This is a genomic window from Streptomyces sp. NPDC032198 (assembly GCF_040636975.1).
Lineage (GTDB): Bacteria > Actinomycetota > Actinomycetes > Streptomycetales > Streptomycetaceae > Streptomyces.
Window position 1 is genome coordinate 313,573 of the sequence record NZ_JBEZVL010000006.1, and the last position, 13,251, is coordinate 326,823.

The 13,251-nt window shown below is 72.4% G+C and carries 6 protein-coding genes; 4 read left to right on the forward strand and 2 right to left on the reverse strand.

Annotation, left to right across the window (positions count from 1 at the left end):
• Nucleotides 1-32: 32 nt before the first annotated feature.
• Both AB0E78_RS18160 and AB0E78_RS18165 read right to left on the reverse strand, forming a co-directional pair.
• Nucleotides 33-1,571 carry an alpha/beta hydrolase gene (locus AB0E78_RS18160; RefSeq protein WP_361833332.1) on the reverse strand — a complete coding sequence of 513 codons (1,539 nt, stop codon included), beginning with the start codon at nt 1,569-1,571 and terminating at the stop codon, nt 33-35.
• Nucleotides 1,572-1,661: 90 nt separating this feature from the next.
• Entirely contained in the window at nt 1,662-4,559 is a 2,898-nt protein-coding gene (locus AB0E78_RS18165) for a lysylphosphatidylglycerol synthase transmembrane domain-containing protein (protein ID WP_361833334.1), read from the reverse strand.
• Between the two features lie 161 nt (nt 4,560-4,720).
• Between AB0E78_RS18165 and AB0E78_RS18170 the strand changes: the two genes are divergently transcribed.
• From AB0E78_RS18170 to AB0E78_RS18185, 4 genes are all read left to right on the forward strand, one after another.
• On the forward strand, nt 4,721-5,140 hold the full coding sequence (locus tag AB0E78_RS18170; protein WP_361833336.1) for an MGMT family protein: 420 nt from the start codon (nt 4,721-4,723) through the stop codon (nt 5,138-5,140).
• A 236-nt stretch (nt 5,141-5,376) separates the two neighbouring features.
• Nucleotides 5,377-8,721 (forward strand): ATP-dependent DNA helicase, encoded by a 3,345-nt coding sequence (locus tag AB0E78_RS18175; RefSeq protein WP_361833796.1) that lies wholly within the window; start codon nt 5,377-5,379, stop codon nt 8,719-8,721.
• Nucleotides 8,722-8,836: 115 nt separating this feature from the next.
• Nucleotides 8,837-9,532, forward strand: coding sequence for a hypothetical protein (locus AB0E78_RS18180; RefSeq protein ID WP_361833338.1), 696 nt, complete (start codon nt 8,837-8,839; stop codon nt 9,530-9,532).
• A gap of 122 nt (nt 9,533-9,654) precedes the next feature.
• A complete protein-coding gene (locus AB0E78_RS18185; RefSeq protein ID WP_361833340.1) occupies nt 9,655-13,242 on the forward strand; it encodes a UvrD-helicase domain-containing protein in 3,588 nt (1,195 codons plus the stop codon).
• The last annotated feature ends 9 nt before the right edge of the window (nt 13,243-13,251 follow it).

Consider the following 13,251-nt stretch of genomic DNA (forward strand, 5'->3'; position numbering starts at 1 on the left):
CGGGCCCGGCCGCCCGCCGGTCCGCTCTCGCCTCACGAGCAGACCGTGCCCTCCTTGGGCACCGTGCCGTCCAGCAGATAGCCGTTCACCGCGTTCCGCACGCACTTGTTCTTGCTGTCGTACGCCCCGTGCCCCTGGCCCTTGTACGTCAGCTCGACGCCGACGTCCTTGCCGAGCGCGTCCGCCATCTTCTTCGCGCCCTCGTACGGCGTGGCCGGGTCGCCGGTGTTGCCGATGACGACGACGGGCGGCGCGCCGGGCGCGCTGACGTCCGGGTGGTCGGCGGCTCCGTCCACGGCCCAGTCGGTGCAGCCGACCATGCCCCACGCCAGATAGTCGCCGAACAGCGGCGACGCCGCACGGAACCCGGAGAGCTTCTTCTCGACGTAGTCCGGCGTGTAGCGCGCCTTGTCGTCCGCGCAGTTGATGGAGATGTTGGCCGCCTGGATGTTGCTGTACGTGCCGTCCTGGTTGCGGCCGTTCATGGAGTCGGAGAGCGTCATCAGGATCTTGCCGTCGCCGTCGTACGCCTCGTCGAGGCCCTCGGTGAGATACGGCCAGAAGTCCTTGGAGTACAGCGCCTGCGCGATGCCGTTGGTGGCGGCGGTCTGGGTCAGGTCGCGGGGGGCGAGGGCGGGCAGCGGCTTGGCGTCCAGATCCTTGAGCAGCTTCGCGATCTTGTCCTTGACGTCCTGCTCGGTGTCGCCGACGGGGCAGTCCTCGACCTTGGACGTGCAGTCCTTGGCGTAGTTGTCGAGCGCGAGCTGGAAGCCCTCGGCCTGGCCGAGCGAGCCCTGCTCCGCCGTCTCGGTGGGGTCGACGACCGCGTCGAAGACGGCACGGCCCACCTTCTTGGGGAACAAATGGGCGTAGACGCCGCCGAGTTCGGTGCCGTACGAGATGCCGAAGTAGTGCAGCTTGTCGTCGCCGAGCACCTGACGCATCAGGTCCATGTCGCGGGCCGCGTCGGTGGTGCGGACGTGGGGGAGCACCTTGCCGGAGTTCTTCTCGCAGGCTCCGTTGAAGCCCTTCACGTTCTCGACGAGCTTCTTCCGCTCGGCGCCGTCGTCGGGTGTGGCGTCCTGCTGGAAGTACGTGTCGAGCTGTTCGTCGTCCTCGCACCGCACGCCCGCGCTGCGGCCGACGCCGCGCGGGTCGAAGCTCACCAGGTCGTAGCGGGTGCGCAGCTTGGCGTAGTCCTCCCCGAAGGCGGGCAGCGTGGTGATGCCCGAGCCGCCGGGGCCACCGAAGTTGAAGACGAGCGAGCCGACCCTCTTGTCCTTGTCGCCGCTCGTCCCGGCACGGATCAGGGCGATGTCGAGGGTGTCCCCCTTGGGCTTGCCCCAGTCGACGGGGGCCTTCATGGTGGCGCACTGCCATGCGGCGCCGCCGGGCAGCGGGGACGGGGCCTCGCCCCCTCCTTCGGAGGCGGCGGGTGCGGGGCAGTCCTTCCAGCTGAGCTCCTGGGCCGACAGGTCCTCGGAGTCCTTGGAGTCGTCACCGCCGCAGGCCGCGAGGGTCGCAGACAGCAGGACGACGGTGGCGGCGGCACGCGCCTTGAGGTTGGGCATACTTCCCATCCTGCGGGGGGCGCAGACGGGGCGCACGGCTGGCTCGCCCTTCCGTGGACCGGTGTCCTTCTACAGAAGAGGGCCCTTCCCTCAGAGAAGGCCCTTCCTTGTCAGGTGGTTGAAGAACAGCCACCCCGGGAGCACCGGCAGCCACAGCGTCAGGAGCCGGAACAGCAGGACCGCCGGGGCCGCCACGTCCTTGGGCACCCCCACCGCGATCAGACCGAAGGTGAGCGTCGCCTCGACCGCGCCGACACCGCCGGGCGTGGGCGCCGCCGAGCCGAGCGCGTTGCCGGCGAGGAAGACCACGGCGACGCTGGCCAGGGTCAGCGGCTTCATCTCCGTGGTGCTGAAGGCCCGTACCGAAGCGTCGAGACAGAGCACGAACGTGAGCGTCAGGAGCAGCATGCCGCCGATGCCGGTGAGCAGCTTCTGGGGGCGCTGCAGCACGTCGAGCATGCGCGGCACGACGCCCGCGAACAGCGAGCGCACGCGCGTGACGACGAACTTCCGCAGGAACGGGACGGCGGTCACCACGAGCACGAGCACCGCGACCGACAGGAGACCGGCGATGACGGTCCGGGACGGCGACAGGGACGGCGTCTTCTCCGTGCCGGTCACATAACCGAAGATCATCAGCAGCATGATGTGCGAGCCGAGCCCGAACAGCTGCGAGGCGCCGACGCTCGCCACCGCGAGGCCGGAGCGCACCCCGGAGCGCTGCAGGAAGCGCGTGTTCAGCGCCACGCCGCCCACCGCGGCGGGCGCCACGATCTTCACGAACGAGCCCGCGACCTGCGCCTGCACGGCCCGCAGGAACGGCACCCGCTCCGGCACGAAGCCGAGCAGGCTCATCGCCGCCGCGAAGTAGCTCAGCGCCGAACAGGCCACCGCCACGGCGACCCAGCCCCACTCGGCCTCGCCGACGATCGTGTTGAAGTCGACGTGGGTGAGCTGCGAGAGCAGGAAGTACGCGCCGATGGCACCGGCGATGAAGCTGATGAGCGTGCGCGGCCTGATCCGCTCCAGCTGGGCCGGCTCGACGGGCGCCTGCGGCCGGATGAGCAGCACCTGGTGGCGGATCTGGGTGAGCAGATCCTCCTCGCGGGCCTGGTCGAGCGCGACGTCTATGGCCTGCTTCTCGGCCAGCCTCTCCGCGCGCACGGCCTTGCGGTCGGGCCCCTTGGCACCCACCTCGGCGGCCTCCACCGCTTCCGCGGCCGCCTCGGCGTCCGCCTCCGCCGCGCGGGCCAGCTTGTCCTTGCGGGACGCTTCGAGGACCGCCTCGCGCTCGCGCTGCGACCGCTCCCTGGCCAGCTTGCGCAGGGTCGCCCTGGTCGAGCGGGTCAGCGCGATGGGCTGGAGCAGCGGCAGACAGTCGGCGACGGAGTCGGGGCCGAGCACGTCGACCGCCGTCGCGACCGCGCGTTCGGCGCCCACGCGCAGCCCGAAGGCGGTCAGGAGCTGGGCGATGTCCATCCGCAGGACCAGGTCGCCCGCGGCGATCTCACCGCCCCGCAGGTCGGTCAGGATCACCGTGCCGGAACGATCCACCAGAACCGCGTCGCCCGCGAGCCTGCGGTGCGCGATCCGCCGCGACTGGAGCGCCTGCACCTGCCGCCAGGTGTCGCACAGCAGTTCATCGGTGATGACGTCGTCCGGCAGGGAGTCCAGGGTGCGGCCGCCCGTGTGCTCGTAGACGAGTATCACCGCGTCGGGGCCGAGCTCGGAGGTGGCGATCAGCTTGGGCGCGTTGGCCCCGGCCGCGATCGCCGCGTACGCCAGGAGCGCCTCCTGCTCCAGGGCCTGGCGCAGCGACTGCAGGCTGCGGCGCTGGGTGATGCCGCGCAGCGTGAGCCTGCGCCACACGCGGTAGAAGAAGCCCTGCGCCTGCTGTTCGCGGTCGATGACCGTGACGTCGAGGGGCGGGCCGTCCTCAAGGGTGACGAAGTAGCGGCGGCCCCGGTCGCCGTGCTCGCTGTCCGGGGAGTCCTCGCGTGCCGCGCTCACCGGGTGGAAGCCGACGTGCCGCAGACCGGCGAGCAGTGTCTGGCCGGTGGGCCGGACGTTCGGCGAGCCGACCGCGTACAGCGTTCCGTAGGCGACGCTCCAGCCGAGGAGCACCGTCAGGATGATCGAGAACGGCGTCGTGTAGCCCGTCACCAGCATGGTGAAGGCGTCGAGCAGCAGCACCACCCACAGCACCACGCGCCAGCGCGGTCTGCGGGACATCCCCACGGCGGTCATATACGCGATGACGGGTGCGAGATAGCCGTGCACGGGGTCGGTGAGCGCGTGCAGATCACCGGGGGACGGCCGGGTCAGCGCCTCCTGGATGGAGCCGGGGGCGGCCTTGGCGACCCAGAGGTCGGTGGCCAGCGTCACGCCGTGCGCGAGGACGGCCGCGAGGACGCCGTCGGCGATGCGCAGCCCGTCCCGTTTGACCAGGCGCTCGATCGCGAAGGCGACGGGCACGAGCAGGACGCCGATGCTCGCGGTGAGGCCCGCGAACTTGATCAGGAGGTCGGGCGCCTGCTCCGTGCCCTTGTCGATGTCCTGGGCGAGGCCCGACGTCGTGCCGTGGGCGAACGCGGCGATGGCCAGGACGATGACGATCCCGAGGACGCCGACGAGCAGCCGCATCAGGTCCGACGGACGGTGCACGCGCGCGGCGAGCAGCGGTTCGTCACCGGCGACGCGGTCGGTGTGCGCCTCCTCGTCGGTGCAGGCGTCGGCGCGGTCGTCAGCGCGGTCGTCAGCGCCGTCATCGGGCACGAAGGCGTCGTGGACGTCCTGCCCTGCCAGGGGCACGAAGGCGGCCTCGTCCCCGCCGGCCTCCTCGTGCTTCTCGGGCGTTTCGTGCTTCTTCTCGTGCTTCTTCAGGGGGTGCCCACCGGTGTCCGGGTGCGCCTCGGCCGCAGGGGTGCCCGCCGTCTCATCGGGGTGCACATCCTGCTGCTCCGTCGCCTCTTCTTGATCTCGTATCACCAGTCACCGCCCGCACGATGGTGGCATGCCCCGCCGACAGAGGGGGGCATCAGGGTGCAATGCGGGGGCGCAAAGTGTTCACCGGGCTCCAGTTTGTCTCGTACCGCACACTCTGTCGCGGGCCGCTCACGGTGTCGGTGCGGTACGGCAGGATGGTTCGGATGAGCGAGGAGAGCGGACCGGAGCAGGAGCTGTCGGCGTACCCGGAGTACGCCGAGCGGGTCTTCGAGGTTGCGGAACTGATCCCTCCGGGCCGCGTGATGACGTACGGGGACATCGCGGAGTGGCTGGAGGAGGGCGGCCCCCGGCAGGTCGGCCGGGTGATGGCCCTCTACGGGGACGCGGTTCCGTGGTGGCGTGTGGTGCGCGCCGACGGTCGGCTGCTGCCGGGCCACGAGCTGCGGGCGCTCGGCCACTACCGTGCGGAGGCCACACCGCTGCGTGCGGCGGGCCGCGCGTCCGAGGGCCATGTGCCGCGCCTCGACATGCGGCGGGCGCGCTGGGACGGGGCGGCGGCTGTCGACGACACGGCGGGAAGAGGCGAGGCCGCCCCGCCGCGGGCTCCGGAGGCTCACACCTGACAGCTTCGGCCATCCCGCGGCGTCGCGGGGGACCGGTGGCCCGTACGGGGGAAGCCACGCGTCCCGCACGCCCGCTGGCGTAGCGTCGACAGCACGCATTTCTCTCACCCCACAGACCCTGCAGTCCCCGCAGCCGTCGCGCAGCCGCTTTTCACCCCGTACACCCACCAGGACCGGCGACCCACGTGAGCTCCACTTCTTCCGCCCGGCACACTCGGCACCCGTCGCACCCCCAGGTGCGACAGGGGGCCCAGGGCGCCTATCGACTGGTGCGTACCCCGCCGGTTCGCGTGGATCCCCCTCGTCTTGACGCACGGCAGCGTGCGGTGGTTGACCACCCCGGAGGGCCGCTGCTCGTCCTGGCGGGGCCCGGCACGGGCAAGACGACGACGCTGGTGGAGTCCGTCGCCGCGCGGATCGCCAAGGGCACCGAGCCGGAGCGGGTCCTGGTCCTCACCTTCAGCCGCAAGGCCGCGGTGGAACTGCGCGACCGCATGGCGCTGCGCATAGGGGCGGCCAACGCCCCGCAGGCGACGACCTTCCACTCCTTCTGTTACGCCCTCATCCGCGCCCACCAGGACGCGGACCTGTTCGTGGAGCCGCTCCGGCTGCTCTCGGGTCCCGAGCAGGACGTGGCCGTACGGGAACTCCTCGCGGGCCAGATCGACCTGGCGGGCGAGGGGCGCTCCCACGTCCGCTGGCCGGACGAGCTGCGCGCCTGCCTGACGACGCGGGGCTTCGCCGACGAGGTCCGCGCGGTGCTCGCCCGGAGCCGTGAACTGGGCCTCGGCCCCGCTGCCCTGGATGCCTTCGCCCGCCGCGCCGGGCGCCCGGACTGGGGCGCGGCGGCGGCGTTCCTCGCGGAGTACCTGGACGTCCTCGACATGCAAGGAGTGCTCGACTACGCGGAACTGGTGCACCGCGCGGTGCTGCTCGCACGGCGCCCCGAGGTCGCACGGGCGCTCGGAGCGCAGTACGACGCGGTCTTCGTCGACGAGTACCAGGACACGGATCCGGCGCAGGTACGGCTGCTGCACGCGCTGGCCGGCGGCGGGCGCTCCCTCGTCGCGTTCGGCGACCCGGACCAGTCGATCTACACCTTCCGGGGCGCCGACGTGAACGGCATCCTGGAGTTCCCCTCCGACTTCCCGCGCGCGGACGGCACTCCGGCGCCGGTCGAGGTCCTGACGACGTCCCGCAGAGCGGGGTCCGGACTCCTCGCCGCCACCCGGCTGCTCACCCGGCGCATGCCGCTGACCAGGCTGCCCGCGGAGAAGGTACGGGCCCACCGGGAGCTGGCCGCGGTCAGGGAGGGCGGCCGCGTGGAGACCTACACCTATCCGACGCCGGGCGCCGAACTCGACAACATCGCGGACATCCTGCGGCGCGCACACCTGGAGGACGGTGTCCCCTGGGGCGAGATGGCGGTCCTGGTCCGCGCGGGCGCCCACACGATCCCGGCGGTCCGCCGCAGCCTCACGGCATCCGGCGTCCCCTTGGACATCGACGGCGACGACATCGCCCTCCGCCACGAGCCGGCGGTCACGCCTTTGCTGACGGCACTGCGGGCGGTGGCTACGGCGGTGGTGTCGGAGGCGGCGTCTCCTGGGGGTGGGGCTGAGGGTGGTCCCGGGCCCGAGGGTGAGGGTGAGCTTGAGGGGGACGGCGAGCTTGAGGGGGAGGCCGTCCACGAAGCCACGGCTCCCGCCTGGCTCGACACCGAGACCGCGCTGACCCTCCTCACCTCGCCCCTCGCCGGCATGGACGCCGCCGACCTCCGCCGTCTCGGGCGGGCCCTTCGCGCGGAGGAGCGTGCGGCGGGGAACCATCTCCCGGCGCCCTCCGACGAGCTGCTGGCCCGTGCGCTGGCCGAACCGGAGCGGCTCGTCGCGCATGACCCCGCGTATGCCCGTGGCGCCCAGCGGCTCGGTGCGCTGCTCCGCAAGGCCCGGGAGCGGCTCGCGGGCGGCGGTACCGCCGAGGAGGCGCTCTGGGAGCTGTGGGACGGCACGCCGTGGCCGCGCCGCCTGGAGCGGACCGCGCGCCGGGGCGGTGCCGCCGGGCGCAACGCGGACCGCGATCTCGACGCGGTCTGTGCCCTGTTCGCGTACGCGTCCCGCGCCGAGGAACGCTCCGGGGGGCGCGGCGCCCTCAACTTCCTGGAGGAGACCGAGGCGCAGGACATCGCCGCGGACACCCTCACGCGCAGGGCGGTACGCCCCGATGCCGTACGCCTGATGACGGCGCACCGTTCCAAGGGCCTGGAGTGGCGGCTCGTGGTCGTCGCCGGTGTCCAGGAGGGCCTCTGGCCCGACCTGCGCCGCCGCGGCTCCCTCCTGGAGGCCGACCGCATCGGAAGCGACGGCCTCGCCGAGCCCCTCACCCCCGGAGCGCTCCTCTCCGAAGAGCGCCGGTTGTTCTACGTGGCCGCCACGCGCGCGCGTGAGCGCCTCGTCGTCACCGCCGTGAAGGCGCCCGCGGACGACGGCGACCAGCCGTCCCGCTTCCTCACGGAACTCGGGGTCGAGCCCAAGGACATAACGGGCCGTCCACGCCGCCCGCTGTCCGTCTCCGCGCTCGTCGCGGAGCTGCGCTCCACCACCGTCGACCCCCGCGTCTCGGAGCCCCTGCGCGAGGCCGCCGCCCACCGCCTGGCCCGGCTGGCCGCGCTCAGCGACGCCGACGGGCGCCCCCTGGTGCCGTCCGCGCACCCGTACCGCTGGTGGGGCATGTATGAGCCGACGGCGAGCGAAGTCCCCCTGCGGGACCGCGACAAGCCCGTCGTGCTCTCCGGAAGCGCCCTGGACCAGCTCGCCAACACCTGCTCCCTGCAATGGTTCCTGGGCCGCGAGGTGAAGGCGGACGCCCCGGCGACCGCCGCCCAGGGCTTCGGCAACGTCGTGCACGTCCTGGCCGACGAGGTCGCGTCCGGCAGGACACCCGCCGACCTCGCCGTCCTCATGGAACGCCTCGACTCGGTCTGGGACGCGCTGGCCTTCGACGCCCCCTGGAAGTCGGCGCAGGAGAAGGAGCACGCGCGCGTGGCGCTCGAACGCTTCCTCCAGTGGCATGTGATGGACCGCGCGACCCGCACCCCCGTCAGCAGTGAGCACGACTTCGACGTGACCCTCGAAGCGGGCCCCTACGAAGTGCGCGTGCGCGGCTCCATGGACCGCGTCGAGCAGGACGCGCAGGGGCGTGCCTACGTAGTCGACTTCAAGACGGGCAAACAGACCCCCACGGCCGCCGAAGTGGCCCGCCACCCGCAGCTCGCCGTCTATCAGCTCGCTCTCCGGGAGGGCGCGGTCGACGACGCCTTCGACGGCGTACGTCCGGAGGCGGGCGGCGCGGAACTCGTGCAGCTGCGCCAGGGCGCCGCCAAGAAGGACGGCGGCGAGACCCTCCCCAAGGTGCAGGCCCAGGAGCCGCTTTCGGGGGAGTGGGTGGGCGACCTCCTCGCCACCGCGGCCGGCAAGGTCCTCGACGAACGCTTCTCGCCCACCACGGGCCAGCACTGCACGCACTGCGCCTTCCGCGCCTCGTGCAGCGCACGGCCGGAGGGCCGGCAGGTCGTGGACTGACCCGCCCCAAAGGTGCCAGTGGTCAACGTCACCTCTGTGCGCCCCACGCTCATAGCAGCCTCACAGGCCATCTAAAGTCGCGGCAAAGCTCAACGTCTCTCGAGGAGAAACACACATGGCAGCCAACCGGAAGCTCCTGACCGCGGCAGTCGCCTGTGCCGCCGTGTTCGTCGGCATCACGGGCTGCTCCAGCGAGGAGAAAGACCCCTTCGACGGCATGAGTGCCGACAAGATCGCCAAGAAGGCGTCGGACGCGTCCAAGGGCGCGGGCTCCTTCCGCGTGACCGGCGAGGGCAAGCAGGGCGGCAAGGCGGTCAACGTCGACTTCTCGGTCGGCAAGTCCGGTGACTGCACGGGCAAGATCGGCGGCGGCGCGGATGGTACCGCCGAGCTGCTCGTGTCCGGCGATACCCAGTACATGAAGGGTGACGAGGCGTTCTGGAAGAAGGCCATGGGGGGCAGCGGCAAGGCCGCGGCCCTCAAGGGCAAGTGGGTCAAGTCGCCGAATTCCAAGAAGGAAGGCGTCTGCGACCCGGACAGCATGTTCCAGTCGAAGGAGCTCAAGAAGCTCGAGCGCGAGAAGGACTCCGAGGTCGACGGCAAGAAGGCGGCCGTCCTCACGAAGAAGGAGTCCGGCAAGAAGACCACCTTCTACGTCGCCGCCGAGGGCAAGCCGTACTTCCTGAAGGTCGTCACCTCGGGCTCGGAAGACCCGGGCACGATGAACTTCAGCGACTACGGCAAGTCGGTCACCGTCAAGGCGCCGGCGCCGGGCGACGTCATGGACATGCAAGAGCTCATGAAGTCCTGACCCGAAAAGCCCCGGTGCCCGAAGGCCCTCATGCCTGAAAGCCCTGGGGCGCCATGAGTGACAGCGGCCACTGACGACCGGGCGTGCCCCGTTTGTCAGTGGCCGCCGCTAGCCTCTCTGACGTGTCACCTCGTATCACCGACCCCGAGCAGCTCAAAGAGCTCCTCGGCATCCCATTCACCCCGGAGCAGACGGCCTGCATCACCGCGCCGCCCGCCCCGCAGGTGATCGTGGCCGGAGCCGGGTCGGGCAAGACGACGGTGATGGCGGCCCGCGTGGTCTGGCTGGTCGGCACCGGTCAGGTCGCCCCCGAGCAGGTCCTGGGCCTGACGTTCACGAACAAGGCGGCGGGTGAACTCGCCGAGCGGGTGCGCCAGGCGCTCGTCAAGGCCGGGGTCACCGACCCCGAGGCGCTGGACCCGGACCACCCTCCGGGCGAGCCGGTCATCTCCACGTACCACGCCTTCGCGGGCCGCCTCCTGACCGACCACGGGCTGCGCATAGGGCTCGAACCCACCTCCCGGCTGCTCGCCGACGCCACCCGCTTCCAGCTCGCCGCACGCGTGCTGCGCGAGGCACCGGGCCCCTATCCCGCGCTGACCCGCTCCTTCCCCGACCTCGTCAGCGACCTCCTCGCGCTCGACAGCGAGCTCGCGGAACACCTCGTACGGCCCGACAGGCTGCGCGCGTACGACACCGATCTGCTGCACGCCCTGGAGGGCGCCAAGCTCTCCAACGCCGATCTGCGCAAGGTGCCGGAGACGGTGGCGGCCCGGCTCGAACTGGCCGAGCTCGTCGGCCGCTACAGGGAGGCGAAGCGCTCCCGCGACTTCCTCGACTTCGGCGACCAGATCGCCCTCTCCGCGACGCTGGCCGACACCCGCGCGGAGGTGGGCGAAATCCTGCGCGAGGAGTTCCGCGTCGTCCTGCTCGACGAGTACCAGGACACGTCGGTCGCCCAGCGCATCCTCCTGGCGGGCCTCTTCGGAGGCGGCACGGGCCACCCCGTGACGGCGGTCGGCGACCCCTGCCAGGCGATCTACGGCTGGCGCGGCGCGTCCGTGGCGAACCTGGACGACTTCCCCGAGCACTTCGCGCACGCCGACGGACGCCCCGCGGCCCGCCACGCGCTCAGCGAGAACCGCCGCAGCGGCGGCCGGCTCCTCGACCTCGCGAACGGCCTCGCGGAGCCGCTGCGCGCGATGCACGCGGGCGTGGAGGCCCTGCGGCCCGCGCCCGGCGCCGAGCGCGACGGCATGGTGCGCTGCGCCCTGCTGCGCACGCACGCCGAGGAGATCGACTGGCTCGCCGACTCGATCGCGCACCTCGTGCGCACCGGCAAGGCCCCCGGGGAGATCGCGGTCCTGTGCCGCACGGCGACGGACTTCGCGCAGATCCAGGGGGCGCTGGTCGCCCGGGACGTCCCCGTGGAGGTCGTCGGCCTCTCCGGACTTCTGCATCTCCCAGAGGTCGCCGACCTGGTCGCCGTCTGCGAGGTGCTCCAGGACCCGGGCGCGAACGCCTCCCTGGTGCGCCTCCTGACCGGCCCGCGCTGGCGCGTCGGCCCGCGCGACCTCGCCCTCCTGGGGCGCCGCGCACGCCTGCTCGTACGGCATGGGCACGCGGCCCCGGACGACGACCCGGACCGGCGTCTGGCCGAAGCGGTCGAGGGGGTCGACCCCTCCGAGGTGATATCGCTCGCGGACGCGCTCGACACGTTCCTGGAGACGCCGCTGGAGGAGGACACGGCGGACGACGGGCTGCCCTTCTCGCCGGAGGCGAGGGTGCGCTTCGCGCGCCTGGCTGCCGAACTCCGCGATCTGCGCCGCTCGCTGGCCGACCCGCTGATGGACGTGCTGCACCGGGTGCTCGCCGTCACGGGCCTCGAGGTCGAACTCTCCGCGTCACCGCACGCCCTCGCGGCCCGCCGCCGCGAGACGCTCTCGAACTTCCTGGACGTCGCCGCGTCCTTCGCCGCGAACGACAGCGGGGCGAGCCTGCTGGCCTTCCTCGCCTTCCTGCGGACGGCCGCGCAGTACGAGAAGGGCCTTGACAACGCCCTGCCCGGCGGCGAGAACACGGTCAAGGTGCTCACCGCCCACAAGTCGAAGGGCCTGGAGTGGGACGTCGTGGCCGTCCCCGGCCTGGTCACCGGGACGTTCCCCAGCACCCAGGGCCGCGAGAAGTGGACGGCCCAGGGGAAGGTCATCCCGCACGCCCTGCGCGGGGACGCGGCGACCCTGCCCGACATCGAGGCGTGGGACTCCCGCTCCATGAAGGCGTTCCACGAGGACATGAAGGAGCACCAGCGCACCGAGGAGCTCCGCCTCGGCTACGTCACGTTCACCCGCCCCCGCTCGCTGCTCCTGGGCTCCGGCCACTGGTGGGGCCCGTCGCAGAAGAAGCCGCGCGGCCCCTCGGACTTCCTCCTGGCGCTGTACGACCACTGCGCGGTCGGCCACGGCGAGATCGAGGCCTGGGCCGACGAACCGGAGGAGGACGAGGAGAACCCCGCCCTGGTGGAGGGCGCCGCCGAGCACGCGTGGCCGCTCCCGCTGGACGACACGTCCCTGGCCCGCCGCAGGGCCGCCGCCCAGACGGTCCTCACGCATCTGGACCGGCTGACGGGGGAGCCGGCGGGCGTGACGGGGGAGGGCGCGCCGGACGACGCCCGCTCGCACGAGGAGGCCCACCCGTCGGCGTACGACGACGTGCCCCCGGCCGAGGACCCGGACTGGCCGCCCCCTCCGGAGGACGAGGAACCGCCCTACGGAGAGGGCGACTTCCCCGACGTCACCCCGGACGACTGGGACGCCCTGCCCCAGGAACGCCCGGAGCGTCCGCCGGGCGACGTGGGGCACGCGCGCGTGCCCCACCAGGCCCCCGCACCCGACGCCCGTCCGCACCCGCCGGAGGTCACCCCGCCGCACGAGCGCGAGGCCGCCCCGGAGCACCCCCGTCTGACCCCTGAGGAAGCCCGCACCCTCGCGTCCTGGGACCGTGACCTGGACGCCCTCACCGGCGAACTCCTGCGCGCCCGGGAGGCGATCAGGGACATCCCCGTACCGGCATCGCTCACCGCGTCCGAGGTGCTGCGGCTCGCCGCCGACCCGGAAGGCTTCGCCCAGGAGCTCGCGCGCCCCATGCCACGCCCGCCGCAGCCCGCGGCCCGGCGCGGCACCCGCTTCCACGCCTGGGTGGAGACCCGCTTCGAGGAACTGCGCCTCCCGCTGCTCGCCCCCGAGGACCTGCCGGGCGGCGGCCCCGGCGAGGCCGAGATCGCCGACGAACGCGACCTGGACGCCCTCAAGGAAGCCTTCGAGCGCACCGAGTACGCCCACCGCTCCCCGCACCGCCTCGAGGTGCCCTTCCAGCTGACGCTCGCGGGCCGGGTCGTCCGCGGCCGCATCGACGCGGTCTACAAGGAGGTCGACGGCGAGGATGTGACGTACGAGATCGTCGACTGGAAGACCAGCCGCACCCGCACCGCCGACCCCCTCCAGCTCGCCGTCTACCGCCTGGCCTGGGCCGAGCTGCACGACCTGCCCCCGGAGTCCGTGAAGGCGTCGTTCCTGTACGTGCGCAGCGGCGAGACCGCACGCCCCGCGCACCTGCCGGGCCGGGCCGAGCTCGAGCGGATCCTGCTGGAGGAACCGGGCGGGCAACCGGGTGACGAACCACCGGACGATCCGGCTCCCTGGGGCGGCTAGGCTCGTGAC